The following is a 26,853-nucleotide window of genomic DNA, read 5'->3' on the forward strand; positions in this document are numbered from 1 at the left end:
GTTGGTTCTATCCGCCCCGAAATCGTCCTGATTTACTTGAGCCTCCCGCTACCCGCGCGGTGCGGCGCCGTCGTGCGCCGCCGCACGGCCGTGCGCCCCATGCCATCCGAGGAGTCTCATGACCGCCGAGCACCGCCCCGATCAATTCGTCCTGACGCTGTCGTGCCCGAGCGCGGCCGGCCAGGTCGCCGCCGTCGTCGGCTTTCTCGATCGCCATCGCTGCTATGTCGATGCGCTGAACGTGTTCGACGACGATCTCAGCAACCGCTTCTTCGTGCGCTGCGTCTTTCATCCGACGGATGAAACACTGCAGATCGACGCGCTGCGCCAGGAGTTCGCGCCGATCGCGGCCAGCCTCGGCGGCCAGCAGGGCGACATGCAGTGGGCGATCCACGACGTGAACGCGCGGCCGAAGGTGCTGATCATGGTGTCGAAGCTCGAGCACTGCCTCGCGGACCTGTTGTTCCGCTGGCGGATGGGCGAGCTGAAGATGGACATCGTCGGCATCGTGTCGAACCATCCCGATTTCGAGCCGCTCGCCGCACAGCACGGGCTGCCATTCCGGCATTTCCCGATCACGGCCGAGACGAAGGCGCAGCAGGAAGCGCAGTGGCTCGACTTCTTCGAATCGAGCGGCGCCGAACTCGTGATCCTCGCGCGTTACATGCAGGTGCTGTCGCAAGAAACCAGCGCGAAGCTCGCGAACCGCGCGATCAACATCCATCATTCGTTCCTGCCGGGTTTCAAGGGCGCGAAGCCGTACCACCAGGCACATACGCGCGGCGTGAAGCTGATCGGGGCGACCGCGCACTTCGTCACCGACGATCTCGACGAAGGCCCGATCATCGAGCAGGTCGTCGAGCGCGTCGACCATGCGCTGCGCCCCGAGCAACTGCTTGCGGTCGGGCGCGACGTCGAATGCATCACGCTCGCGCGCGCGGTGAAGGCGTTCATCGAGCGGCGCGTGTTCTTGAACGGCGACCGCACCGTGGTGTTTTCGTAAGCGGGCGGCCACGATCGTTCGTCATGCGGAAGCCGACGGCACGCGTGCCGGCGCCGTGCCGACTCGTCGCGCCCGGCGCCGCAGATACAGGTTGTTCAGGATCAGTGCCGCGCCCGTCAGCGCGGCGCCCGCGATCTGCGCGCGATTGGGCACCACGCCCGTCGCCGCGGACACGATGAACGCGGTGATCGGCAGGACGTCCATGAACAGCACGCCGTTCATCGGCCCCAGGATCCGGTTGCCCGTCATCCACAGCAGGATCGCGCCAAAGCCGGCCACCGGCCCCATGTACGCGAGATGCGGCAACACCGCATGCACGGCGGACCACGACGGCGCCGCGATCCCGTGCGTCGCGATCAACACGAGATTGACGGCGATGATCGTGGTCAGGCCGAGGCATGTGGTGAAGGTCGTGTATTTCAATGCCGACCAGCCGGTGAAGCGCGCCGCGCCGAACGTATAGACGACCCAGCACAACGCGCCGACGACGATCAGTGCGTTGGCCGCGTAGTGCTGCGGCTCGTGCAGCGCGGCAATCACGCCGCCGCGCGTGATGACGAGCGCCACGCCGGCGAAAGACAGCACAACGAACAGCACCGACACCGGCGCAGGCGCGACGCGCCGCACCAGCGCATTGAGCAGCAGCCCCATCATCGGCTGCGTCGCCATCATGATCGATGCGGTCAGTGCGCCCTCGTCACCGGCCAGTTGCTGGCCCAGGAACACGAACGACCCGAATCCGCAAAAGCCGATCGAGCCGAGCAGCCACGCAAGCAGCACGGATTCACCGGCCGGCCGGAATGCGCCGGGCCCTTCGACGATCCGCAGCAACGCGACGAACGCCGTGCCGGCGATCAGATAGCGCAGCGACGTGAACGTGAACGGATCGATGTACCGCAACGCGTCGGTCATCACCGGGAACATCACGCCCATCAAGATCGTCGCGCATACGCATGCCGCGATGCCTTTCCCGTACACGCTTGCGGCAGGGACCGCGAAATTTGCATTATTCATGACTGATCGTTCTCAAATTAATTGAACAATGATGCCGGTGCGGCTGCGCGCAGCGGCGGCGTTTCTTCGACTTCATGGCCGAATCTGCCTGCCCTTCCCGGTCTCGACAGCCGCGCATCGAATGCGCACCATTTGAAACCGCTCATTCTCAAAATAATCAAAAAAATCAGGTCAGCGCCCGCATTGCGATGTCGACGATCGAGGCCAGTTCCGCCTCCGACGCACTCGACTTGCCCAGCACGCGCATGCCCTGGATCAGGCACAGCAGGAACCGGCCGACCTCCTCCGGATCGAGGTTCCGGTCGAAATCGCCCGACTGCTGGCCGCGCGCGACGGCAAGGCTGAATTGCGTGCCGATGCGCAGCAGCGTCGCTTCGATGTGTGGCCGCAACGCGTCGTCGCCGGGCAGCAGCTCGACGGCTGAATTCGTGATGAGACAGCCGCGGCGCTCGGACAGCCGCACGCCGATTTCCGTGTAGTACAGCAGCGCTTCCCTGAGCGCCTGCCGCGGCGGCAGATCCGCCGCGAGGCGCTCCTTGAGGCGCGCGATCGCGCCTTCCGCGTAACGGTCGAAGGCGGCGACCAGCAAGCCGTGCTTGTCGCCGAACGTCCGGTACAGGCTGCCGCGAAACACGCCGGTCGCCTCGCACAGCGTGTCGATCGACGTCGCGTGATATCCCTGCTCCCAGAACACGCGTGCCGCGGCGTCGATCACCTCGTCGGTGTCGAATTCGCGTGGGCGCCCCCTGTCGCGGGAGCCGGGAGAGGTCGGACTCATGAGTCCGGATATTAGAACCGATCATTCCCAAAATCAAGCGCCGTCGAGGATTCCCGCGTGCTCGACCCGTCCGGTTGATTTCGTCGCGCAATTCGACCGAATCGTTTTCCCGGTTCGGCGCCTCTTAGTTCGGGAAGGCGCCGTCGCGCCTCCGTCTCGATCGTGGATCAACGATCCCCAACCCTGAAGAACCTGACACCATGAATTCCTACGTTCGTTCGATGGCCGCCGGATTGGTCGCCACTGTGGCGCTGTCGCTGCTGATGCTGATGAAGGCGGCCATGGGCTTGATGCCCGAACTGGATCCGGTCGCCATGCTCGCGGCCATGGCGCACGCCAATATGGGCATGCCGGCCTCCCCCGCGGTGGGATGGCTGGCGCACTTCATGATCGGCACCGCTCTGTGGGGCATCCTGTTCAAACTGCTCTACAGCCGGCTCCCCGGCGCATGTGCGCGCATCAAGGGCATGTCCTTCGCCGTGCTGGCCTGGCTGCTGATGATGGTCCTGGCCATGCCGATGGCCGGCGCGGGCCTGTTCGGCATGAAGCTCGGGATGATGGCTCCGGTCATGACCCTGATGCTGCACCTCGTCTGGGGCGCCGTGCTCGGTTACACCTACGGCCGGCTCGGGGCCCATGCGTGTGCGGCTCGATCCGCCACGTCTTCGTGAGCAGCAACTCGCGCGTCGGAGGTATAAACATGATGGAAGCAGGCAGGTCGAATCGGGATTCACCGATTGGACCGATCATCGAATCAGAACGGGAGAACACCATGGCAGTCCCTGTGGACGACCGCAACCATCTGATCATGGCGGCGCAGACCGGAGATGCGGTCGCCATTACCCGTTTGCTGGCAGTCTGCCAGGCAGACGCTCGCCGCTATGCGTACAAGCACTGTCACGCCAGCGACGTCGACGATGCTGTCCAGGAGTCGCTGTTGATCATTTCCCGCAAGGTCGGCGGGCTCAAGGCGGCTGCGGCATTTTCATCGTGGCTGTTCACGGTCATCAAGCGCGAATGTCGAAAACTTTCGCGGATGATGTTCAAGCACGATCCTCTGCCGGACGAGGTGGCCGAGGAACTGATGCTGCATCGTCCGGACGATGCACTGAGAATCGACCTCGCTCATGCGCTGGAGTCGCTGCCTGCTCACTACCTCGAGGTTGTCCTTCTGCGCGACTTCGAGGAACTGACCATTGCCGAGATCGCGACTCGGCTCGGCGAACAACCTGGCGCAGTCAAGAGCCGGCTGCATCGTGCCCGCGAACTGGTGCGTGAATACATGATCGGCACGGAACCGTCCTCCACGCACCGCGCGCCGGCGAAATAGCCAGGCAGCGCCGCACCGGCTCCCTCGACCGCAGAGGGTGCAATCTCCTCGTCATGGCTGCGACGGCCAATCCGCGTTCACCGCATCCCGGCCGGTGAACGCGGTTTTTTTTCAGTGCCCCGAACCGTTTTGCTCGTCCCCGCCCTCTTAGTTGCCAAGGCCGGCTGCTGTCGGCCGCCTACCCGCGGCTCGTGCGGCCGCGCCCTTTCCATCAGGAGATTTCGATGTCGAACCACCACATGTTGTCCGCCGCCGTTGCCACGGCATTCGTCGCAGCCTTCGCCGCGCCTGCGTTCTCGCAGGACATGAGCCAGGCCGACATGCAGAAGAAGATGATGGAAACCCGGGCCATGAACATGGCAAAGATGAAGACCGGCAAGTTCGAGAAGTGCTACGGCGTCGCGCTCAAGGGGCAGAACGACTGCTTCGCCGGCGCCGGCACGAGCTGCGCGGGCACCAGCTCCGCCGACTACCAGGGCAATGCCTGGAAGATGGTCGCCAAGGGCACCTGCACGACGATCTCGACGCCGAACGGCATGGGCAGCCTCGAGCCCAAGAAGGTCTGACACCCGCAACCGTGCAGGCGGGCGGCGGCCTGACGGCCGCGCCCGCCCGCCGGAGAGAGGAGCATCATGGGTCTTCACCAGACTGCGCACGCTGCCGGCCGGGGACTCCCTGCCTGCGCCGGCGTCGGCCTCAAGGCCGACCACTACCGCGTCATCATCGAGACGCTGCCGGATATCGGCTTCCTCGAAGTGCACGCGGAGAACTACATGGGCGCCGGCGGGCCGCCTCATCGCTACCTGACCGCCATCCGCGAACACTACCCGCTGTCGCTGCACGGCGTGGGCCTGTCCATCGGCGCCGACGGACCGCTCGACCACGCGCATTTGCAGCGCCTCAAGGCGCTGAACGCGCGGTACGAACCTGCGCTGTTTTCCGAACACCTTGCCTGGTCCTCGCATGGCAACCGCTACCTCGGCGACCTCCTGCCAGTGCCCTATACCGACGACGTGCTGCATCGCGTCTGCCGACACATCGACCAGGTACAAATGGCCCTGAATCGGCAAATGCTGCTGGAGAACCCTTCCACCTACCTGCGGTTCGAGGCAAGCACCTGGTGCGAGACGGATTTCATCCGCGAGATCGCGCAAAGAACCGGGTGCGGCCTGCTGCTGGACGTAAACAACGCGTACGTTTCAAGCACCAACCAGGCGTGGGACGCGCACGCCTATATCGATGACTTCCCGCTTGATCACGTGCAGCAGATTCACCTGGCCGGCCACGCCCGCCGGACTGACGAACAAGGACGTCCGTTGCTGATCGACTCGCACGACCAGTGTGTCGACGAGCCGGTATGGAACCTCTTTCGGCGGGTCATCGAACGCATCGGGCCGGTCCCGACCTTGATCGAGCGGGACGCCAACGTTCCCGCGTGGCCCGAGTTGCAGGCGGAGGCCGTGATGGCCGAGACGCTGATGGGTACGTCCAGCACGGAGGAACGGCGCCATGGCACGCGCGGCTGAACACCTGGAGGAATTTGCCCTGGCGCTGCTCGATCCCGACCGTCCGATACCCGAAGGCCTGGTTGGCCCGGATGGCGAGCCGAGCCCCCGACGGTTTGCCGTTTACCGGAACAACGTCTTCGTCGGGCTGACCGATGCGCTGCGCGCAGGCTTCCCCCGTGTCGGCAGGCTGGTGGGAGACGAATTCTTCGCGGCCATGGCCCGCTTCTTCGCGGCCGCGCATCCGCCCGGCTCGCCGGTACTACTGCACTACGGCGCCGGGTTCCCGGCGTTCCTTGCCGCCTTCCCGCCCGCCCAATCCTTGCCCTATCTCGCCGACGTGGCCCGCATCGAGCGCGCCGCGACCGAGGCTTATCACGAGCGCGAGGCGGCACCCTTGTCATTCGACGCGCTCCTGGCCGTACCGATCGACCAGACGCCACGGTTGCGATTCAGGCTTCACCCTTCGGTTCGCCTGCTGCGCTCCCGATTTCCGGCCTTCACGATCTGGCGAATGAACGCTGTCGACGGCATCCCCGCGCCGGTCGACCTCTCCGAAGCGCAGGACACGATGGTGCTGCGTCCCGACGCCGAGGTGGATGTGCGCCACGTGCTTCCGGCGAGCCATGACTTCGTGGCCGCGCTCGGCCAGGGCATGACGCTATCGCAGGCGATGGAAATCGCCCTTGCCGTCGACGGCGATTTCGACCTCGCGGCGAACCTGCGCGAGCTTGCCGGAATGGGAGCCTTCGTCGGCTTCGAACTGCAGTCCGAGGAAAACGATCATGAGTAACGCCAGATTGGCGAAAGGCTGGTCCCGCGTATCGCGCACGGCAAACCGCGCACTGCACGGGCTGGAACAGATCGCCTGCATGGCCGCCCCGCTGTTTCTTCGGGTCGCGCTGGCATTGCCCTTCTTCAAGTCCGGTCTCACGAAATGGGACGGCTTTCTGTCGCTGTCCCCGACCGCGGGCTTCCTGTTCGAGGAAGAATTCAAGCTGCACATCCTCGGGCAGCTCTATGACCTGCCCGCTCCCGACGTGCTCGCGTTCGCCAGCGGCCTGGGCGAAATCGTCTTTCCGATCCTGCTGGTCATCGGCGTTGCCACTCGACTGAGCGCGCTGGGCCTGCTCGGCATGACGGCGGTGATCCAGCTCATCGTGCCCGACGGTTGGGCGAACTTCCATCTGCCCTGGGCCACCATGGCGATCGCCTTGATCGCCATCGGGCCGGGCCGGCTTTCCCTCGACCACTGGATGCGCAAGCTTTCCGGACGTCGCGGGGAAGGCTGCTGAACGATCAAGGACGCATTTTGCCCAGCCAGCGCCAAATCAGGAACACCGTGGTCAGCGACAGCGTGCCGATGCCCACGGAGGCCGCGAACCTGTAATCGACGGCTGGAATGACGAACGGCAGCAGGCCCACGGCGAGCGCCGGTGGCACGTGCAGATCGAATACCCGCACGATGAGGATGCCGCAGGCCATGCTGGCGACGACCGCCAGCGGCGCGTCGCCGAAGGCCGTGACCAGTGCGATGCCGATCGACGCGCTCAACGTGCATGCGATCGGCAACCGCAGCGGCTTTCTGGCCCACGGGCAGACGTCCGCATGGGCAAACATCTCGAAGCCGATCACGATCAGCGGCGGGAACAGGATCAGCCGCCAGCCGGTAACCTCCGCCAGGATCGCCGTGCCGACCAGAAACACCAGAAAGAACGGGAGCCACGCGTACGTGCGCGGCGCTTCCTCCGTCAGGTCGTCGGCCGCATCGGCGGGCGTTCGCGCTTGCGGCGGCGGGACGATGCGAGGCCAGACGATGGAGATCGCGGCGAGCAACGCCAGCCCGACCAGCAACGATGCGGGATAGTACGCGCTCGTGACGTCGAGCGAGATCGGCAGCACGCCGGCCGAGATGGCCGGGGCGATCGGTGATTTCAGGACCCGGATGACGACGAGCGCAGCCGCAGTCGACAGCAGGATCGGCACGATCCCGCTGCCCATGCTTCGAACGAGCAGCGTGCCGACGAGGCCTGTGAGCAGCGGCGTCATCACCAGCATTCCCGGCGCCCTGGCCCAGGTGCCTTGCGGTCGCTTGATGACGTCATGGGCCAGGGCGCCTAGTTCGGGAAAAAGAATGGTGTGAATCTGCGTGACCGCTGCGATCCACGCGATCGCCCCCATGTAAAGCGCGGCCAGCAGTTCGCCAGCCCATCCCCGCGAAGGGGACGGCCAGCGGACACGAGACAGTTTCACGCGTGCCGCCCGCCACAACCGTCGGCGGCACGCGCCTGCCTGGGCGGGCACCTGCGGCTACCGAAGGAACGGAAAACGCAGCAGACTCATTTCGTCCCTGCCGGCAGAGCGTAGGACGCAAAGGGCGCATCCACCGCGGTCTCGAACAGATGATTGGTGTAGTTCGAGATCGTCTTGACGGCGATGGCAAGCACGATCTGCAGCGCCTGCTGCTCGCTGTAGCCTGCGCCAGCGAAGGTTTGCAAAGCGGCTTCGGACGGGTTGCCTCGCGTTTGCACCATCTCCTTGACGAAAGCGGCCAAGGCACCCAGCTTCGGATCGTCGATCGTTGCGCCATCACGGATTGCGTGGATCGCCTGCGGCGGCACCTTCGATACCTTGTCGGCGATCATGCTGTGCGCGGCGATACAGTAGTGACACGCGTTTTCCCGGCTGATGGTCAGGAACACGACCTCCTGCTCCGCGGGTGTGAAGCGGGATTCCTTGCGGAACCAGTCGTACCCATGCAGATAGGTCGAGAGTGCGCCGGGCGCGTGGGCCATCTCTCCGTACATGTTGGGAATGAATCCCTGCTTCTTGCGCGCGTTGCCCAGCAACTCGCGGCTCTTTTCGGGGGCGGTGTCTTCGGAAAGAAGGGGCAGTGTCAGCCTGGCATTCATGGAAAGCTCCTGAGTGGGAAACATCCCGGCTTCCGGGGTTGTTTCGACAAGGGCGAAGCTCGGCGCGACGCCGAAGTCGTGCGGGTCGAGCGAGCTTGGGCAGGGCCCTCGAAAATCGGGGGAAACCGCTCAAGGCGACAACTCGCACGAGCAAACGGCAGCCGCGAAGAGCGACGGTTGCTATCCAAGAGGCGGCGAATCGTCAAAACGGTTCGCGTCGAAGAAAAAAATCTGTACGGCTGCACCGCGAGATCCCGCTTCGCTTTCGCGTATCCCGACTTTCAGGAGGGATGTCGCGAACCGTTTTGACGGCAGCGCCCCTCTTATTGGCGAGACGGAGCAGAGCGTCCGCCCGCGGCGGGCAGGCACGACATCCGGCACCTTTCCAGACGTACCGCCATCGGGTGACAAGAGCACATCATGTACTGCAGCACTTCAGTGACAAAGCAATTGCTTCGCGGGGCTTCGGCCGTTGCATCCATTGCGGGCGCCATCGCGCTCACGCCCCGCTTCTGGCCCGCGATCGGACTGTTCGGCCTGGCCGTCTACTTCATGCGGGGATGTCCGGCCTGCTGGCTTGCGGGGCTGATGGAGGCCGTTCGGGCTCGTCGCGCGCGCAGACCAACACCGTGAGCGTCGCGTGATCGGACGCGGTATCGTGCTGTCGGCGAGTCATGTGCCGCCCGCACGTGTGCGAGGGCCATGGGCAAGGAATTGAGCGAACATGCGTGGCGCCGGGTGCATCACGTGCTGCATTCGGCGCGCCGGACCCGTGTGCGGTTTCCGTGTCCGGCGCGCGCATCGCCATACGCGCGGCGCGCCTACTTCACCCACGCGAAGTAATACGACAGCCAGATCGTCAGCCCTGCGCCGATCAGCGCCGCATACGGCATCAGGCTCAGCCACAGCGCGCGCTTCGGCACTTCGAGTTCCATGTCGCGCTGCATCTGCGCGGGGAAGCGGCCGCGATCCTGCCAGTAGTGGCGGAACAGGAACACCGGCACGATCAGCAGCATCGCGATCAGCCCGTTGCGCAGCGTGCCTTCACCTTGCAGGTTCGCGCCCGCACCGACATAGACGAGGTTCGCGTAGCCGCAGAGCGAACCCGCGACGAGCAGCCAGGTCGGACAGCGGAACGGCCGATCCCAGTTGCCGCGATCCATCCGGTGGATCCAGCCCGACTGAAGATTCAGGAATACGAACAGCATGTAGCAGACGTTCGAGATCGACAGCACCGTCATGTAGTCCGACATCATCAGCAACACGAGGTTGAAGCCGAGGTCGGTCCACATCGCGCGCGTGGGCGAGCCGTGCTCGTTCACGTGCGACAGGTACTTCGGCAGCCAGCCGTCGACCGACGCCTGGTACAGCGTGCGCGACGAGCCCATCATCGACGTCATCACGATCAGCAGGATCGACAGCATCAGCATCACGACGACCGCATTCGCGACCCACGCGCCGCCGCCGACGATCTTCGCCATCGCCGCCGCGACACCGGTGCCGTCGCCGATCGACGGATCGAGCATCGCCTGCGTACCGAGTGCGCCCTGGAACGCCATCGGCACGAGCGTCATCACGACGAGGCACAGCGCGCCCGACCAGAAGATCGCCTTCGCCGTATCGCGGCGCGGATCGCGGAATTCGCGCGTGTAGCAGACGGCCGTCTCGAAGCCGTACGACGCCCAGCCGGCCATGAACATCGCGCCGAGCGCCATCGTGACGCCCTGCCCGTTCCACGAGCCGAAGGTCGAGGCCGTGAGATTGCCGTGCGCGTCGTGACCGAGCGGCAGCAGCGGGAGCAGGTTCGACATCGGCACGTCGCCGGTGACGAACGGCACGATGCCGACGATCAACAGCGGCGTGAGCGATGCAATGCCGAGGATGCGCTGCGTACGTGCCGCCTTCGACGCACCGCTATGCTGAAGCTTGAACGTGATGAGAAGCAGGATCGTCGCGATGATGAACGTCGCATTGATCCGCAGGGACAGACCCGGCTTGATGAACCCCAGATCCGCGATCTTGAGCTGCCATTGCAGCACCGCCGCGTTGGCGGGAAAGAGACTCGTGAGCGCATAGCTCGCCGCGAGACCGCAGCCGAGCGCGAGCATCGGCGACCACGCGAGCCAGTTGCACCACACGGACACCGGGGCAATCAGCTTGCTGTAACGCACCCAGCCGATCGCGCCGTACACGGATGCGCCGCCCGATTTATGGGGAAATAGTCCCGATATTTCCGCATAAGTCGCGCTTTGAATCAGCCCCATCGTGATCGCGGCGATCCAGATCGCCCACGCGGGCTGGCCGATCGTCGCACATACGCCGCCGATCGTGAACAGCACGCCTGCCGGCACGCCGCTCGTTACCCAAAAAGCGTCTTTCCAAGTCAGGCCACGATGCAGCGTGTGGCCCGTCGAATCATGTGAGATGGTTGCCTCAACATCACTGGTGCCGTTCGCACGCAGTCCTGCCTGACTCATCCAATTCCTCCTGTGATGACTCTGCACAAGGGCCGTAGTGTAACAATTTACGGGCTTTTTTGCAGAATCCGAAAAAGAATTCCGGGATATGGCCGCAAGTCATCGCGATTATTTCGGATTCCTGCATGCCATTCCCGGCGTATTTTTATGGTGATTCGTACGACGTATGTTCAGGTACTTACTGGACGCCTTCCGTCCAGGAATTCACGCGGTCGGCATGCGCCGCAATCCACGCATCCGCAGCCGCTTCCGGCTTCGAGCCGTTCTGGATCGCCAGCATCACGCTGTCGATTTCACCCGGCTTCCACTGGAATTTCTTCAGGAACGCGACGACCGGCTTGGCCTTGGTTTCGAGCCCCGGATTCACGACGCTGTCGACGTGCTCGGCGCCGCCGAACACCTTCTTCGGATCCTCGAGGAAGCGCAGCTTCCACTTCGCGAACATCCAGTGCGGCGCCCAGCCGGTCACGATCACCGGCTTGTTCGCGCCGACCGAACGCGACAACTCGGCCGTCATCGCGCTGCCCGAGCTCGGCATCAGCGTGTAGCCGAGCCCGTAGTTCTTGATCGCTTCGTCGGTCTTGCGCATCACGCCCGCACCGGCATCGATGCCGACGATGCGGCCGCCGAAGCTGCTCTTCTCGGCGTTCAGATCCTCGATGCTCTTCGCCTTCACGTAATCCGGGACGATCAAGCCGATCTTCGCGTCAGGAAAGTTCGCGCCGACGTCGACGACCTTGCTCTTGTATTCGCTCCAGTACGAGCCGTGCGTGACCGGCAGCCATGCGGACAGCGTCGCGTCGAGATCGCCGCGCGCGACGCCCTGCCACATGATCCCGGCAGCGACCGGCACGAGCTTCACCTCGTAGCCGAGCTTCTTCTCGATCACGCGCGCCGCGACGTTCGACGTCGCCACGCTGTCGTCCCAGCCTTCGACGTAGCCGATCTTCAACGTCGGCTTCGTATCGGCGAGCGCTGACGCGCTCAGTGCCACCATCGCCGACAGTGCGCCGCCCCACAACAGTTTTCCGAAGAGTTTCATGGTCGATCTCCTTGATATGCGCACCGTGCGCGTTGCCTCTCTAGGTTCTTCAACCACAAATCCGCGGTATCGTTGTTTTCCGACGGATGCTTGTCCGGACGCGACGCGCCCGGACAGCCGATGGCGCGTTTCGACTACTTGTCGATCACGAGATCCGACAGCGGCTTGCTGCAGCACAGCAGCACCATGCCCTGGTCGATCTCGCGCTGGCGGATGCCGCCGTTGTGCTTCATGTCGACCTGCCCCGACACGAGCTTCACCTTGCAGGTGCCGCACATGCCCTGCGTGCACGACGCCGGCAGCCGCACGCCCGACTGGCGCGCCGCGTCGAGCACGTGCTGCTCCGAGCCGCACGCAATCTCGCGGTTGCTCTTCGCGAAGCTGACCGTGTACTGCTTCGTCGCGCCATCCACGCCGTCGGCGGCCGGCACGAGTTCGGCGAGCACTTCGTCGCTCGCGGTCTGCGCAAGCGTCTCGAACGAGAAGCTTTCCTCGTGATACTGCTTGCGGTCGAAGCCGGCTTCGTCGAGCAGGTCGCGCACCGCCTTCATGTACGGCGCGGGGCCGCACGTGAAGATCTCGCGCTCCATGAAATCCGGCGCGATCAGCTTGAGCAGCGGCAGCGTCAGGAAGCCCGTGACGCCCGGCCAGTTGGTACGTGCGCCGACGCGCTCGACGACGAACGACGTGCGGAAATTCGTATGGTTCGACGCGATCAGGTCGAGCTCGCGCGCGAAGATGATGTCGTCCGGCGTACGTGCGCTGTGCACGAACAGGATGTCGCGATCCTCGGCGAGATCATGATGCGCGCGGCTCATCGACATCAGCGGCGTGACGCCCGAGCCGGCCGACAGGAACAGGTACTTGCGCGCCGGATGCCGTGCGCAGGTGAATTCGCCGGCCGGGCCGAGCACGCGCACCGCCGCGCCCGGCTGCAGGTTGTCGTGCAGCCAGTTCGACACCTTGCCGCCCGGCACGCGCTTGACCGTGATCGAAATCGTGTGCGGCCGCGCCGGCGACGACGAGATCGTGTAGCAGCGGTTGATCGTCTCGCCGTCGATGTCGAGCTCGAGCGTGATGAACTGCCCGGGCTCGAACGAGAACGTGCGGCCCTGCGGCGAACGGAAGAAGAAACTCTTCACGTCGTGGGTTTCCTGCCGCACGTGGCAGCACACCAGCGTTTCCTCGACGTCGCTCGTCCAGCGCTCGGGCAGCGCGTTCCAGAACGCCGGGTGCGTCACCCGGCTGTCCGCCGGCTCGAAATTGGCCGCATCTCGCATCATGTCTTGCTCCGCTTATACGCTGCTGGATACTACGCGCCGGTTTTTTCGGCGAGACGGCCGATGTACCAGGCCGAGAATTTTTCGACGAGACCTTCCGTGAACGGCGAGTACGGGCCCGGCTCGTACGCGCTGCTGTTCGCACCGCGCTGCGAGAACTCGACGAGCGCGCGATCCTGGTCGTTGGTCGCGTTCCACACGGCCGTGAGGTTCTTCACGTCGTAGTCGATGCCTTCCTTCGCGTCCTTGTGCACGAGCCACTTCGTGCGCACGAGCGTCTTGCCGGCCGACAGCGGGATCACCGAGAACGTCACGATGTGATCGCTCATGAAGTGGTGCCACGAGTTCGGCTGCGTCCAGAACGACAGGCCGCCGAGGTCGGCCTTGTCGAAGCCGCCGAGCAGCTTCTTCGATGCGACCTTCGCGTCGAGCGTCTGCGATTCGCCGCTGCGGTCGAGCGGCAGACGCTGCGTGCGGAAACCCGTCACGTCGAGCAGCTTCTCGATTTCGGCGGACGGCAGGCCCATCTCGGCCCACTCCTTCCCGCGACGCACGCACGTCTCCGCAAATGCGTCCATGCCTTCCGCGTTCGCGTCGGAACGCTGGTAGCCGAAGCCGTATTCGTACAGCGAGATCGTCAGCTCGGGATGGTTCGCGACGCAGTGATAGCACTCGCGGTTGTTTTCCATCGTGAGCTTCCAGTTGCCTTCCTCGATGATGTCGATCTGTGCGGCGATCTTCGTGTTCGGCAGGTCGTGCGGCAGCAGGTACGGCTCCATCTCGGCGCGCATCTGCGCGAAGTCGACCGGCGGCTCGTCGGCGAGGCAGATGAAGATCAGGCCCGCGAGGTTCTCGACGTGCACCGATTTCAGACTGTGCTTGCAGCGGTCGAACTTCTCGCCCATGTGCTCGGCGAACATCAGCTGGCCCGTCAGGTTGTAGGTCCAGCTGTGGTACGGGCACACGATGTTGCCGACCGAACCTTTATCCTCGTTGCACAGGCGCGCGCCGCGGTGACGGCACACGTTGTGGAATGCACGGATCGCCATGTCGTCGTCGCGCACGATCAGGATCGAATCGCTCCCCAGTTCCACGGTCACGTAGTCGCCCGGCTCGGGAATGTCCGGTTCGACCGCCACCTGGATCCAGTGCTGGCGGAAAATCGCCTCCATGTCGAGCGCGAAGATGTCCTCGCTCGTGTAGAACGGTGCATCGAGGCTGTGCCCTTCCTTGCGCCGCTCGATCAGTGCACGAATGTCTGCCGATACTTTCATCGTTTGCTCCGGATTCCTTGCATCCCTGGGTTCTTGCCGACAGGCATCAAAATCAGTAGTCGATGAGCTGATGCTCGCGCAAATACGCGAGGATCACTTGTGCTTTTTCGACCGAACTCCCTTCATTTACGACGTTGCCGCCACGGCTCTCGGTCGTCGTCGCGGACAGCATCCGGGCATGCCCGGAGCGCTTCTCGGCGGCGACCAGCTTTACGGGTTTACGCTCGACCGGGCCGACCGTCCAAGCGGCCGCGTCGGCGTCCGTGCCAGGCGCCGCGAGCGCCGGCCGGATCGCGCCGGCGCGCAGCCGCGCGTACGCGTAGCGCGGCTCGGCATTGGCGAGCGGATGGACGGCAATCACGGCAGGCAGCGCGGTATCGACGCGTCGCCGCAACCCTTTCGGCAAAAATTGCCGGACGGCCGCACGACCGCCTTCGACCGTCACGTCGACGGCCGAGCCGACCAGCGGATAGCCGAGCTTCGCGGCGATGCGGTAAGGCAGCATGCCGGTGTCGTATGCGCCCTCGGCGCGCGTGCCGGTCAGCACGAGGTCGTAGTCTTCGATGCGCGCGGCGAGCGCGTGCACGGCGTCGTCGCCGTCACGGCAGGCCAGCACCTCGACCTCCCGCGCGCCGAGCGCGAGATATTCGGCAAGCGCCGCGTTCGCGGGGTCGCCGGCATGGATCACGTCGAGCGTCGCGCGATGCTGCTCGGCGAGCTGGCGGGCGGTTTCAAGTGCGGCCGCATCGTTGCGGCTGTAGCGCGCGACGCCGCTGACCGGGTGCCGGCCCACGGACACGAGCACCGCGATGCGTTGCAGGGGGCGGGGGGCGTTCATGCGGCGACTCCTTCGGGTTCACGGGTGCCGACCGCGGCCGGCGATTCGCCGCGCGCGGCACGCGCGGCCTGCACCTGTTCGATCAGCGCGGCGATCGTCGCCTGTGCGTCGCCGACCACCGTCAGGTTCGCGCGCTTCGCGATCGGCGCGCTGCCGTCGAGGTTCACCGCGATCACGTGGCGGCAATCCTTGATCCCCTGCAGGTGCTGCACCGCGCCCGAAATGCCGAACGCGATGTACACGCTCGCCTCGACCGTCTTGCCGGTCGCGCCGACCTGCTTGTCGCGCGTGAAGTGGCCGTTGTCGACCGCGACGCGGCTCGCGCCGATCGCCGCGCCGAACGCACCGGCCAGCTGCTCGAACGCGCCGATGTCGGACACGCCGTTGCCGGCCGACACGATGAAATCGGCTTCCTCGAGCGCGACCTGGGCCGCATCGATTTCGTCGAGGCCGAGATCGCGGTACGGCTGGGCGGCATCGCCCGCCGGGCGGATGAAGTCGGCGGCCAGGCGTTCGCCCGCGCCGACGAACGGCAGCTTCGCGTCGACCGCGTTCTGCGCGAGCAGGATCACGTCCGGCAGCGCGCGCGTGGCAAACGCGCGCCCGGCCTGCGCATACGCCCCGACATGCTTCGCATCGATCTCGACGACGTGGGTCGCGACGCTCGCGCCGGCTACTGCCGCGTAACGCCGGCCAAGATCGCCGTCGCCCGTCGCGTTGTCAGGGATGAATACGTGTTTCGGTGCAAGCGCGGCCACGCAGGCCTGCAATGCTTGCAGTTCGCTTTCGGGATCGAACGCACGGCGATCGAAGCCCGTCAGCTCGAGCAGCTTGTCGACGCCGAGCTCGGCCACGTCGTCCTTCAGCTCGCCGAACGCGAGCAGCGCGACTTCGGTCTGCGCGTCGGCGAGCACGGCGGCGGCGGCGATCGCCTGCCGCGAATGGTCGTCGAGCGCGCCGCGCTCGCCGTGCGCGACCACCAGCATCACGTGCTTCGGATCCTGCAGCGCGCGGCGCGGCTTCGCGGCCGCGCCGTGACCGTGCGCGGACCACTGCGCGGCGTTCGCATCGGCGCTGCCTTCCTCGCCGAGCGTGATGCGCTTCAGGCCGGCGGCCGTGATGATGAACGGCCGGCGCGGATCGATTCGTTTGATCGTGTTCATCGACTCACTCCAGCGAAGCGGCAACGAGTTCGGCGACGTCGAGCACGTCGGGGCGCGGGCCCACGACGCCTTCGAGCATGGCCGTGCAGTTCGGGCACCCGACCGCGACCACGTCCGCGCCGATCGTGCGCGCGTCGGCGATGCGGATGTCGGGAATGCGCTGCTTGCCGGGGATGTCGGTCAGCGGCGCACCGCCGCCACCGCCGCAGCAGCGGCCGCGCATGCCGTTGCGCTCCATCTCGACGACCTGGATGCCGATCGCCTTCAGCAGCTTGCGCGGCGCTTCCGTCTCGCCGTTGTAGCGGCCGAGGTAGCACGGATCGTGATACGTCGTGCGCTTCTCCTGCAGCGCCTCGACGGCCTTCGGCGCGATCTTGCCGCTGTCGGCCAGTTCCGCGAGATAGGTCGTGTGATGCTTGACCGTCACGCGCAGCCCGAGCGCACGGTACTCGTTGCGCAGGCTGTGCATCACGTGCGGGTCGGCCGTCACGATCTGCGTGTACGACAGCGTGCCGAGCGTGCCGATCAGGCGCTTCGCCATCTGCTGGAACGTCGCTTCGTCGCCGAGCCGGCGTGCGACGTCGCCCGTGTCGGTCTCGTTCGAGCCGAGCACCGCGTAGTCGACGCCAGCCTTGTTCAGCACCTTCACGAACGCGCGCAGCGTGCGTTGATAGCGCATGTCGAACGCACCTTCGCCCGCGACGAACAGCACGTCGACCGGCTTGCCCGGCTGCGCGACCGGTGCGCTCAGGTCGACCGACCAGTCGTAGCGCGCGGCCGTGTCGTAGCCGCCCATCGTGCCCGTTTCACGCAAGTTCGCGAGCACTTCCTGGCCCTTGCCGGGCACCGTGCCATGCACGAGCGTGCGGTTGCGACGCATGTCGACGATCGCGTCGACGTGTTCGATCAGCATCGGGCATTCCTGCACGCAGGCGCGGCAGGTCGTGCACGACCACAGCGTCTGCTCCTCGATCAGGCCCGACACGATCGGGCCGTTCGGTTCGCCGCGATGCTGGCCGACCGCGATGCCCGGCGACGGGCTGCCCGCGTACGCCGCATCGGTGCCGCCCGCCATCCCGACGACGAGATCCTGGATCAGCTTCTTCGGGTTCAGCGGCTGGCCCGACGCGAACGCGGGGCACGCGGCTTCGCACTTGCCGCACTGCACGCAGGCGTCGAAGCTCAGCAACTGGTTCCAGCGGAATTCGACCGGCTTCGCGACGCCGTATTCCTGATGCTCGATGTCCGGCAGCTTCAGCGCGGTGGGCGGCGTGGCCGTGCCGTTGCCGGTGAACGATTCGCGCGTCGCGGCGAAGCGCTCCTGGCGCGGGTGGAACGCGAGGTGCAGCAGGCCGGCGATCGCGTGCTTCATCGGGCCGCCCTTCGCGGCGCCGACCGTCATCGTGAACGCGCCGATGCCGATCAGCAGCGCGCAGAGCACCGCGAACGTACCCGACATCGCGCTGGTCGGCACCAGCATGAACAGCACGAGGCCGAGCGCGAACGAGCCGAGCAGCCAGGGCAGCGTATTCCACGGGCCGCGCGACAGGCGCGCCGGTACGTCCTTCGCCGCGCGCCGGCGCCACACGAACACGGCGCCGACCAGCATCGCGAGCGCCGCGAGGAAGATCAGCTTGTCGAGCCACGGCGAGTAGATCGCGAGGCCGTAGTTGACGAACACCAGCGCCAGCGCGCCGATCGCGCCGCCGGCCGTCGCGACGTGGGTCTTCGCGATGTACGGATCGCGGGCGACCACATGATGCAGGTCGACGAAATAACGCTTCGGGATCGCGAACAGGTTCGCGACGCCGAACGAGCCGGGCGCCGTGGCGCGGCCGAGCCGCCAGTAGGACGAGCGCTTCGCGACCGCGAACGCGAGCCCCGCCACCGACAGCCACAACAGGGCGGTAATGAGGAAGGACGGATTCATCTTTTAGAAATCCTTCACGAGACGCAGCGAGTCGTAGATCGCACCGTGGACGTTGTGCATCGAGATGCAGTCGCCGACACGGAACAGCAGGAAACGGCCGTTGCCGAGTTCTTCCGACAGGCACGGTTGCGGCTCGGCCGCGAACAGCGTGTGCGGATCGATCTGGCCGCGGTTCACCGATTCCGGCTTGAGCTTCCAGTACAGCTCGTCGTTCGGCGACGAACCGTTCTCGATCACCACCTGGTCGACCGCGCGCTCTTCCAGTTCTTCCGTGTACTCGTTGCGCAGCACGGCGATCAGCTTGCCGTCCTCTTCATAGACGCGGTCGAGCATCGTGTTCGGCGTCGGGATCACGCCGAATGCGTACAGGCGGCGATAGAAGATCGGGAACGTCGTGCCGCCGCAATCGTCGGCGACCTTCACGTCCGGCGTGACGACCTCGACCTTCGAGCCGCGGCTCGCCATGAAGTCGGCCACGCCCGCGCCGGCATGCGTGCTCACGCCGTCGAACAGCAGCACGTTCTGCTTCGGCTCGACCTTGCCGGTCAGGATGTCCCACGAGCTGACGGCAAGACCCTCGGCCACGCCCCAGCCCGGCACCTGCCACGTGAAGCTCGACCCGCCCGTCGCGAGCACGACGATGTCCGGCTTCTCGGCCATGATCATCTTCTCGTCGGCAGCGACACCGAGACGCCGGTCGACGCCCAGGCGCTTCGTTTCCATGTCGAACCAGCGGATGATCCCCGACATCTGTTCGCGCTGCGGCGCTTTCGCGGCGATCATCACCTGCCCGCCCACTTCCGCGTTCTTCTCGAACAGCACGACGTCGTGGCCGCGCAGCTTCGCGACGCGCGCCGCCTCGAGCCCTGCGGGGCCAGCGCCCACCACCACGACCTTGCGCTTCGGGCCGCGCGACTTCTCGATGATGTGCGGCATCGTCGCTTCGCGCGACGTCGCCGCGTTCTGGATGCACAGCACGTCGAGGCCGTTGTACTGGCGGTCGATGCAGTAGTTCGCGCCGACGCACTGCTTGATTTCGTCCTCGCGGCCGTCGCGGATCTTGATCACCATGTGCGGATCGGCGATCTGCGCGCGCGTCATGCCGACCAGGTCGATCATGCCGGTCGCGAGCAGGCGCTCGGCCTGGCCCGCATCGCGGATGCTCTGCGCGTGCATCACCGGAATCTTCACGACCGACTTGATGCCGGCCGCGAGGTGCACGAACGGCTCCGGCGGCAATGCCATCGGCGGCATGCAGTTCGCGATCGTGTTGTGCGTGTCGCCGCCCGAGCCGACCACGCTCAGGTAGTCGATCAGGCCTGTCTCCGACATCGCCTGCGCGATTTCCTTGAGCGCTTCGTGATCGAGGCCGTCCTCGTGGAATTCGTCGCCGCACATGCGCAGGCCGACGCAGAAGTCCTTGCCGACCGCCTCGCGCACGGCCGTCAGCACTTCGATGCCGAAGCGCAGGCGGTTCTCGAGGCTGCCGCCCCATTCGTCGGTGCGGTGGTTCGAACGCTTGCTCCAGAACTGGTCGATCAGGTGCTGGTGAGCGGCCGAGATCTCGATGCCGTCCATGCCCGCTGCCTTCACGCGCTTCGCGGCCGCCGCGAAATCGCCGATGATGCGGCGGATTTCCTCGATCTCGATGATCTTCGCGTTGCCGCGGTGCACGGGTTCGCGCACGCCCGACGGCGACATCAGGTGCGGCCAGTGCTCGCCGTGGAACGACGAGCGGCGGCCCATGTGCGTCGCCTGGATCATGATCTTCGCGCCGTGCTTGTGCATCGTGTCGGCCAGGCGCGTGAGCGGATCGATGATCTTGTCGGTCGACAGGTTCACCGATTTCCACCAGCCTTGCGGGCTGTCGATCGACACGGGGCTCGACCCGCCGCAGATGGCCAGGCCGACGCCACCCTTCGCCTTTTCTTCGTAGTAGCGGATATAGCGGTCGCCCGGCAGGCCGCCCGGCTCGGCATACACCTCCGCATGCGCGGTGCTGACGATCCGGTTGCGCAGCGTCAGCTGGTTCAGCTGCATGGGTTTGAACAGGTGGGGATAACGCATCGCTGGCGACCTCTGGCGTTCGAATGTCTCGTGTTGCGGGTGTTGTTCTGCTTCAGTGAATCAATGCATCAGTGCGCGATCGGCGACACTTCGAAGACGCAGTGGTCGTGATGCTCGGCCGCGCACTGCACTTCCTTCGAGAACGCGCGCGGCGCGCCCTTGCCTTCCGGCGTCGTGTCGTTGACCCAGTCCATCGCGCCCGCGAACCAGCCCGCGAACATGTAGCAGAGCTTGCCTTCCTTGCCCGGCTGCTGGAGCACGAACGACGAGTGGCGCAGCTCGATCTTTGCGCGTGCGCTCGCCGGGTCGGCCTCGATGATCGAGAACAGCCCCCAGCCGCGTTGCGACAGGCGCTTCAGGTAATGCTCGAATACGGCCATGCCGGTGATGCCGTGCTGCTTGGCTTCCTTGTCGCACCAGTGGTAGGCGGACTTGTAGCCGGCCTTGTAGAGGATCTCGGCATACGCTTCGACGCCGAGCGCTTCCTCGACGGCCACGTGGTTGTTCGTGAAGAAGTGGCGCGGCACGTACAGCATCGGCAGCGCGTCGGTGGTCCAGACGCCGGTATCGGGATCGACGTTGATCGGCAGTTGCGGTTGCATCGTGGTGACTCCGTGAGGAAATTGGCCGCGCGGCTCAGTGCGCAGGCGCGACATCGTCCGCGTGCCCGCGCGATTTGCGCGGGCACGTCCCGATTTTTCTAATGTTGAATCGCGAGCGGCGGTTCGGCTCGATGCGGCGCTTACGCGCCCCACACGTCCTTGAACACGCGCACCCAGTTCTCGCCCATGATCTTGCGGATGCGCGACTCGCTCCAGCCGTGGCGCTCCATCGCGGCGGTCAGGTTCGGGAATTCGCCGATCGTGCGGATGCCGTCCGGGTTGATCACCTTGCCGAAGTTCGTCAGCTGGCGATAGCGGCCCTTGTCATGCGTCAGCATGTCGAAGAATTCCTTCGCGAAATCCTGCGTGAAGTCCGTGCCGATGCCCACCGCGTCTTCGCCGATCAGGTTCACGACGTAATCGATCGCCTCGATGTAGTCGTCGATGTTCGCTTCGATCCCGCGCTTCAGGAACGGCGCGAACATCGTCACGCCGACGAAGCCGCCCGCATCGGCGATCTCCTTCAGCTGTGCGTCGCTCTTGTTGCGCGGATGCTCCTTCAGGCCCGACGGCAGGCAGTGCGAGTAGCACACCGGCTTCTTCGAGAACGCGATCGCTTCCGACGACGTGTTGCCGCCCACATGCGACAGGTCGACCATGATGCCGACGCGGTTCATCTCGGTGATCACTTCGCGGCCGAAGTCCGACAGGCCGCCGTCACGCTCGTAGCAGCCGGTGCCGACCAGGTTCTGCGTGTTGTAGCAAAGCTGCACCACGCGCACGCCCATGTCGGCGAACGCTTCGATGTAGCCGAGGTTGTCCTCGAACGCATGCGCGTTCTGGAAGCCGAGGATGATCCCCGTCTTGCCTTCCTTCTTCGCGCGGAAGATGTCGTCCGTCGTGCGCACGAGCGTCAGCAGCTCGCCGTTGTCGCGGATCTTCTTCTTCATCACGCCAATGTTGTCGACGGTCTTGGTGAAGTTCTCCCACACCGACACCGTGCAGTTCGCGGCCGTGATGCCGCCCTTGCGCATGTCCTCGAACACCGGCTTCTCGAACTTCGAAATGTTCAGTCCGTCGATGATGATGCTGTCCTGATGCAGCGTGCTCATATCCGCTCTCGCTCGTGTGACTGTTCTTGTGGGGGTCGATCAGTAGATCGGGAAGCGTTCGCAAAGCGCGAAGATCTCGCGGCGCACGCGTTGTTCGGTCGCATGGTCACCTTCCGGGTTCGCGCGCAGCGCGTCGAACACTTCGAGGATCAGGCGGCCGACTTCACGGAATTCCGCGACGCCGAAACCGCGCGTCGTGCCGGCCGGCGTGCCGAGACGGATGCCCGACGTGACGGTCGGCTTCTCGGTGTCGAACGGGATGCCGTTCTTGTTGCAGGTGATGCCCGCGCGTTCCAGCGCCTGCTCGACCGGCGCGCCCTTCAGGCCCTTCGGGCGCAGGTCGACCAGCAGCAGGTGGTTGTCGGTGCCGCCCGTGACGAGATCGACGCCGCCGGCCTTCAGCACTTCGCCGAGCGCCTGCGCGTTCGCGAGCACGTTGTCGATGTAGGTCTTGAAGTCCGCATGCAGCACTTCGCCGAACGCGACGGCCTTGCCGGCGATCACGTGCATCAGCGGGCCACCCTGCAGGCCCGGGAACACGGCGGAGTTGATCTTCTTCGCGATGTCCTCGTCGTTGGTCAGCACGAAGCCGCCGCGCGGGCCGCGCAGCGTCTTGTGCGTGGTCGACGTGACGACGTGTGCGTGTTCGACCGGGTTCGCGTGGCGGCCCGCGGCGATCACGCCGGCGATGTGCGCCATGTCGACCATCAGCTTCGCGCCGACGCTGTCGGCGATCGCGCGGAAGCGCGCGAAATCGAGTGCGCGCGGGTACGCCGAGAAGCCGGCGATGATCAGGTTCGGCTTGTGTTCGTGGGCCAGCGCCTCGACCTGGTCGTAATCGATCCGCATCGTGTCGCGGTTCACGCCGTACTGGACCGCGTTGAACCACTTGCCCGACAGTGCCGGCTTCGCGCCGTGCGTCAGGTGGCCGCCGGCATCCAGCGACATGCCGAGCACCGTGTCGCCCGGCTTGGCCAGCGCGAGCATCACCGAGCCGTTCGCCTGTGCGCCCGAGTGCGGCTGCACGTTCGCATAGCCCGCGTTGAAGATCTGCTTCACGCGCTCGATCGCCAGCGCCTCGACTTCATCGGCGAACTCGCAGCCGCCGTAGTAGCGCTTGCCGGGATAGCCTTCCGCGTACTTGTTCGTCAGTACCGAGCCCTGCGCCTCGAGCACGGCGCGTGACACGATGTTTTCCGATGCGATCAGCTCGACCTGCGACTGCTGACGCTCGAGTTCCTTCAGGATGGCGCTGCGCACCGGCGCGTCGCGCTCGGCAAGGGGCTGCGAGAAGAAAGGCTGGGTATTCGACATAGTGCGTCCGTGACGAAGAATAAAGGGCTGCAACCAAAGCTCAAGGCCCGCCCTGCCTGGGTTTCCCGCTGCGCCAGTGCAAGGTTGCCGACGGCTCTATTCTTGTCGTTCGGATTTTCGGCGGATTGATGAATTTAGACGCGTTCTTTGCCTTTTCCGCCATGCGCGTCCGTTTTATACAAGTGACCGGTCGTGCTTTTTCGGCTGACCGACCCAAACGATGTCGGCTGTTCACCTATGGACACGCACACCGGCAGTGCGTTTGCCGCGCGTTCGGAGTGCGGCGTCTCCCGGATACGGTGCAGTGCAACATCGGCCTTACGCCCAGACAACGTATGGAGCTAGGGTTTAGCCGTATGGCACGCTTGTTGCGCTCGCTCACACAATACCGCAGCCCGATCCGTGCCCCCGGGCGTATAGCTATTAGAGATTCTAGGAACGCTCCCCATGTCGCCCGACCGCACAGCGTCGCTGTCCCACTTCGCGTTCATGCCGTTGCCGAATTTCACGATGATCGCGTTCACCAATGCGATCGAGGTGCTTCGGATGGCGAACTACCTGAGCGGCCAGCCGCTCTACCGCTGGTCGGTGATCAGCCCGGACGGCGGCCCGGTCACGGCGAGCAACGGCCTCACGGTCGATACGGGCCCGGCCGAATGCGCGGGGCAGCCGGACATCGTGTTCGTGTGCGGCGGCGTCGACGTGCAGCGTGCGACCACGCCGGCCCATCTGTCGACCCTGCGCCGCTTCGCGCGCTCGGGCATCCCGCTCGGCAGCCTGTGCACGGGCACCTATGCACTTGCGAAATCGGGGTTGCTCGCCGGCTACGCGTGCGCGATCCACTGGGAAAACATGTCGGCGCTGAAGGAAGAGTTTCCGGACACGCGCTTCCTGAAGGAACTGTTCGTGATCGACCGCGACCGCATCACGTGCACGGGCGGCGTCGCGCCGCTCGACATGATGCTGAACCTGATCGCCGCGCGCGTGGGCACCGCGCGCGTCACGCAGATCGCCGAGCAGTTCATCGTCGAACACGTGCGCGACACGAGCGCGCAGCAGCGCATGCCGCTCGTCGCGCGCCTCGGCTCGGCGAACAAGTCGCTGTTCGAAGTGATCTCGCTGATGGAGAACAACATCGAGGAGCCGCTGTCGCGCGAGGAGCTCGCGCGGCTCGCGAACATGTCGCAGCGGCAACTGCAGCGCCTGTTCCGCGAACATCTCGGGATGACGCCGACGCACTATTACCTGACGCTGCGGCTGCGCCGCGCACGCGAACTGCTGCTGCAGACCGACATGTCGATCATGCACATCACGATGGCGTGCGGCTTCCAGTCGGCGTGCCACTTCAGCAAGAGCTATCGCGACGCGTTCGGCGTCGCGCCGACGCGCGAACGTCGCAAGCAGGTCGCGCCGCTCGCGCAGGGTGCGGCGAGCGCGGCCAGCCCCGTATTTCCTGCTCATGTGCTGCATGCGTGAAGCCGGCGCTGTGCGGCAGGAATCATGCCGAGCAACTGCGAAAGCGTGATCGAATACACGATGCGGATGTTTCCCCCTTCCGGCGCGGTGCTTTCGCGCCGCTTCACCTGACGGCATTACCACTGTAATCGCCGATTTACGTCTTCCCGGTGCGCTACGGTTACAAGAAGGCGTTCGCCGGAAATCGGCGGACGTCGCACCCAACGCGCCGCGCGTCCACGCCTGGCAATTCCCGAGAGCTGACATTCCGATTCCATCGCGCAATCTCGCCCGCTGCCGTCCGGCGCGAAGGTAAGCGCGATCATGCCGAGCATGCGCTCGACGCTACCCCGGGCTTTCGCGAATCGCTTACTCAAAGTACAAAGCGCGCCGAAATTGATTCATTGACGCTTATTCAATATTGCCCATTGTCACGTCACCTCTTTTCCGTCGGAATCCAAACTAAAATCATACTCGTCCGATAGACACGTCGACCATTACCGGCGAACGTTCATAGCTCGTTCATGCAAGAGATATCCGAGCCTATGACAGAAAAAGAACAAGCCGACTATCCATATTTTCTTCATTCGTCGATCCGGCTTTACGCGATGGTTCAGCATTTAGGCGCCACGCGGCCCTATTCTCCCGGCGCAATCGGTTCAACATATAGCGGCAACATGCAGATGATCTGCACGATTGATCCGTTCATTTGCACCTACCTTTCACCCGTTGATGCAGTCATGGGTTCGCGGACGCTTGCGCGCGACGATGACCACTTCTGGCCCATCGATTTCCGGCAGGTCGACACCCGTCATTTCATGGAACAGCATGGCCGACTGTTGATCGCCGTGAACTATGCGTATGCGGCGACCGGGAGCCGTCTGGTGGTTTCCGATGCAGGCTATCCGTTGATGACCTACACCTTTGCATCCTTCGACGTTCCGGTCGAACATCGCGACCACTTCACCATCCGCTTCCCCGACAGCGTGGTCGATCGAATTGAAACCGCCTATTCACGAGCCGGACTATCCGAGTTCAGCAAGACGCTCGACATGATGGATACATGGACCGCCGAGCAAATAGCTGGTGCAGAGGCCGAAGCATTGGCACATATGCCGCCGACCGTCGCTATTGACGGCGCGGAGATCGATCAATACGCGATTTACGACCCCGAGTCGGTCGACTGGGTCTTTACCAACTTCGATTGAGGGAACAACCATGAGACGACGAGCAGTGAGGAATGGCGATCCGACGACAACGGGTGGTGTCGTCATCGCGGTGACGTCTACGATGTTCAATCACGGCAAACAGGTAGCCGTGGATGGCGACAAAGCGACATGCGGAAATTGCGACGGGGCGTTCCCGATAGTGGGCGGCGCACAGCGCATGACTCACCGCGGGCGATGTGTTGCGCTGGAGGGTGACGCCGTATTGTGTCCATGTGGGCGAAACCGATTGATCGCGGGGAGCGATAGCACGATTTTTTATGGTGGCAGCGGTAGCGGAAATACAGCGAACCCGTTCGCTGCGGGTTCGACACTGGCACCCACGCGGCACATGGCTGCACCCGGTATCCACGACGACCAATTCGTGATCCGCGACGTGCGGACAAAGCAGCGATTAAGCAACGTGCGCTATTGGATCAAGGATCGATCCGGAAACGTACTAGCAACGGGCGTGAGCGATCGGCATGGTTGTACCGCACGCGTGCAAACCGAAGACGCGCAAATTTTGACGCTGGACATCGAGGACTGAGA

At 64.8% G+C, this 26,853-nt stretch carries 25 protein-coding genes; 10 read left to right on the forward strand and 15 right to left on the reverse strand.

The window, feature by feature from the left end:
- Window positions 1–118: 118 nt before the first annotated feature.
- Window positions 119–1,003 (forward strand): formyltetrahydrofolate deformylase, encoded by an 885-nt coding sequence (gene purU, locus DIE03_RS26275; protein ID WP_124455229.1) that lies wholly within the window; start codon window positions 119–121, stop codon window positions 1,001–1,003.
- Window positions 1,004–1,024: 21 nt separating this feature from the next.
- Here the strand turns inward: purU and DIE03_RS26280 are convergent, their stop codons facing one another.
- Both DIE03_RS26280 and DIE03_RS26285 read right to left on the reverse strand, forming a co-directional pair.
- On the reverse strand, window positions 1,025–2,017 hold the full coding sequence (locus DIE03_RS26280) for a DMT family transporter (protein WP_124455230.1): 993 nt from the start codon (window positions 2,015–2,017) through the stop codon (window positions 1,025–1,027).
- A gap of 166 nt (window positions 2,018–2,183) precedes the next feature.
- Entirely contained in the window at window positions 2,184–2,795 is a 612-nt protein-coding gene (locus tag DIE03_RS26285; protein WP_124455231.1) for a TetR/AcrR family transcriptional regulator, read from the reverse strand.
- Between the two features lie 200 nt (window positions 2,796–2,995).
- Here DIE03_RS26285 and DIE03_RS26290 point away from each other — a divergent pair, with 200 nt between their 5' ends.
- The 6 genes from DIE03_RS26290 (at window position 2,996) to DIE03_RS26315 (ending at window position 6,925) form a co-directional block, all read left to right on the forward strand.
- Window positions 2,996–3,466, forward strand: coding sequence for a DUF6789 family protein (locus DIE03_RS26290; protein ID WP_124455232.1), 471 nt, complete (start codon window positions 2,996–2,998; stop codon window positions 3,464–3,466).
- A 101-nt stretch (window positions 3,467–3,567) separates the two neighbouring features.
- Entirely contained in the window at window positions 3,568–4,125 is a 558-nt protein-coding gene (locus tag DIE03_RS26295; protein ID WP_124455233.1) for an RNA polymerase sigma factor, read from the forward strand.
- A gap of 224 nt (window positions 4,126–4,349) precedes the next feature.
- Window positions 4,350–4,691: a DUF2282 domain-containing protein gene (locus DIE03_RS26300; RefSeq protein ID WP_124455234.1), complete on the forward strand. Its 342-nt coding sequence runs from the start codon at window positions 4,350–4,352 to the stop codon at window positions 4,689–4,691.
- A 66-nt stretch (window positions 4,692–4,757) separates the two neighbouring features.
- Window positions 4,758–5,651 carry a DUF692 domain-containing protein gene (locus DIE03_RS26305; RefSeq protein ID WP_124455235.1) on the forward strand — a complete coding sequence of 298 codons (894 nt, stop codon included), beginning with the start codon at window positions 4,758–4,760 and terminating at the stop codon, window positions 5,649–5,651.
- Window positions 5,635–6,423: a DUF2063 domain-containing protein gene (locus tag DIE03_RS26310; protein ID WP_124455236.1), complete on the forward strand. Its 789-nt coding sequence runs from the start codon at window positions 5,635–5,637 to the stop codon at window positions 6,421–6,423. The genes DIE03_RS26305 and DIE03_RS26310 overlap by 17 nt, the downstream gene beginning before the upstream one ends.
- Entirely contained in the window at window positions 6,416–6,925 is a 510-nt protein-coding gene (locus DIE03_RS26315) for a DoxX family protein (protein ID WP_124455237.1), read from the forward strand. Before DIE03_RS26310 ends, DIE03_RS26315 begins: the two co-directional genes overlap by 8 nt.
- Before the next feature lie 4 nt (window positions 6,926–6,929).
- Here the strand turns inward: DIE03_RS26315 and DIE03_RS26320 are convergent, their stop codons facing one another.
- The 13 genes from DIE03_RS26320 to DIE03_RS26380 form a co-directional block, all read right to left on the reverse strand.
- The gene (locus DIE03_RS26320) at window positions 6,930–7,883 is read right to left on the reverse strand and encodes an HPP family protein (RefSeq protein ID WP_260434959.1); all 954 of its coding nucleotides are present in this window, start codon (window positions 7,881–7,883) and stop codon (window positions 6,930–6,932) included.
- An 86-nt stretch (window positions 7,884–7,969) separates the two neighbouring features.
- A complete protein-coding gene (locus DIE03_RS26325; RefSeq protein ID WP_124455238.1) occupies window positions 7,970–8,542 on the reverse strand; it encodes a carboxymuconolactone decarboxylase family protein in 573 nt (190 codons plus the stop codon).
- Window positions 8,543–9,363: 821 nt separating this feature from the next.
- Window positions 9,364–11,019 carry an APC family permease gene (locus tag DIE03_RS26330; RefSeq protein WP_124455239.1) on the reverse strand — a complete coding sequence of 552 codons (1,656 nt, stop codon included), beginning with the start codon at window positions 11,017–11,019 and terminating at the stop codon, window positions 9,364–9,366.
- 178 nt (window positions 11,020–11,197) lie between these two features.
- Complete coding sequence (locus tag DIE03_RS26335; RefSeq protein WP_124455240.1) at window positions 11,198–12,061, reverse strand: glycine betaine ABC transporter substrate-binding protein; 864 nt, start codon at window positions 12,059–12,061, stop codon at window positions 11,198–11,200.
- Between the two features lie 134 nt (window positions 12,062–12,195).
- Window positions 12,196–13,344, reverse strand: a complete 1,149-nt coding sequence (locus DIE03_RS26340) for a hybrid-cluster NAD(P)-dependent oxidoreductase (RefSeq protein WP_124455241.1) — start codon at window positions 13,342–13,344, stop codon at window positions 12,196–12,198.
- 29 nt (window positions 13,345–13,373) lie between these two features.
- On the reverse strand, window positions 13,374–14,615 hold the full coding sequence (locus DIE03_RS26345; protein WP_124455242.1) for an SRPBCC family protein: 1,242 nt from the start codon (window positions 14,613–14,615) through the stop codon (window positions 13,374–13,376).
- Window positions 14,616–14,667: 52 nt separating this feature from the next.
- Entirely contained in the window at window positions 14,668–15,453 is a 786-nt protein-coding gene (locus DIE03_RS26350; RefSeq protein WP_124455243.1) for an electron transfer flavoprotein subunit beta/FixA family protein, read from the reverse strand.
- Window positions 15,450–16,616: an electron transfer flavoprotein subunit alpha/FixB family protein gene (locus DIE03_RS26355; RefSeq protein ID WP_124455244.1), complete on the reverse strand. Its 1,167-nt coding sequence runs from the start codon at window positions 16,614–16,616 to the stop codon at window positions 15,450–15,452. The genes DIE03_RS26350 and DIE03_RS26355 overlap by 4 nt, the downstream gene beginning before the upstream one ends.
- Before the next feature lie 4 nt (window positions 16,617–16,620).
- On the reverse strand, window positions 16,621–18,546 hold the full coding sequence (locus DIE03_RS26360) for a (Fe-S)-binding protein (protein WP_124455245.1): 1,926 nt from the start codon (window positions 18,544–18,546) through the stop codon (window positions 16,621–16,623).
- A gap of 3 nt (window positions 18,547–18,549) precedes the next feature.
- The gene (locus tag DIE03_RS26365; RefSeq protein ID WP_021160633.1) at window positions 18,550–20,613 is read right to left on the reverse strand and encodes an NADH:flavin oxidoreductase; all 2,064 of its coding nucleotides are present in this window, start codon (window positions 20,611–20,613) and stop codon (window positions 18,550–18,552) included.
- 68 nt (window positions 20,614–20,681) lie between these two features.
- Window positions 20,682–21,215 carry a DUF5943 domain-containing protein gene (locus DIE03_RS26370; protein ID WP_027807228.1) on the reverse strand — a complete coding sequence of 178 codons (534 nt, stop codon included), beginning with the start codon at window positions 21,213–21,215 and terminating at the stop codon, window positions 20,682–20,684.
- 140 nt (window positions 21,216–21,355) lie between these two features.
- Window positions 21,356–22,327, reverse strand: a complete 972-nt coding sequence (locus tag DIE03_RS26375; RefSeq protein ID WP_006480656.1) for a dipeptidase — start codon at window positions 22,325–22,327, stop codon at window positions 21,356–21,358.
- A gap of 39 nt (window positions 22,328–22,366) precedes the next feature.
- Window positions 22,367–23,641 (reverse strand): serine hydroxymethyltransferase, encoded by a 1,275-nt coding sequence (locus DIE03_RS26380; RefSeq protein ID WP_059239231.1) that lies wholly within the window; start codon window positions 23,639–23,641, stop codon window positions 22,367–22,369.
- Between the two features lie 447 nt (window positions 23,642–24,088).
- Here DIE03_RS26380 and DIE03_RS26385 point away from each other — a divergent pair, with 447 nt between their 5' ends.
- The 3 genes from DIE03_RS26385 (at window position 24,089) to DIE03_RS26395 (ending at window position 26,851) form a co-directional block, all read left to right on the forward strand.
- Window positions 24,089–25,117: a GlxA family transcriptional regulator gene (locus tag DIE03_RS26385; RefSeq protein ID WP_124455246.1), complete on the forward strand. Its 1,029-nt coding sequence runs from the start codon at window positions 24,089–24,091 to the stop codon at window positions 25,115–25,117.
- 524 nt (window positions 25,118–25,641) lie between these two features.
- Window positions 25,642–26,304 carry a hypothetical protein gene (locus tag DIE03_RS26390; RefSeq protein WP_260434960.1) on the forward strand — a complete coding sequence of 221 codons (663 nt, stop codon included), beginning with the start codon at window positions 25,642–25,644 and terminating at the stop codon, window positions 26,302–26,304.
- Window positions 26,305–26,314: 10 nt separating this feature from the next.
- The gene (locus DIE03_RS26395) at window positions 26,315–26,851 is read left to right on the forward strand and encodes a PAAR domain-containing protein (RefSeq protein WP_124455248.1); all 537 of its coding nucleotides are present in this window, start codon (window positions 26,315–26,317) and stop codon (window positions 26,849–26,851) included.
- The last annotated feature ends 2 nt before the right edge of the window (window positions 26,852–26,853 follow it).

The sequence above is a fragment of the Burkholderia sp. Bp8992 genome (assembly GCF_003853705.1).
GTDB lineage: Bacteria > Pseudomonadota > Gammaproteobacteria > Burkholderiales > Burkholderiaceae > Burkholderia.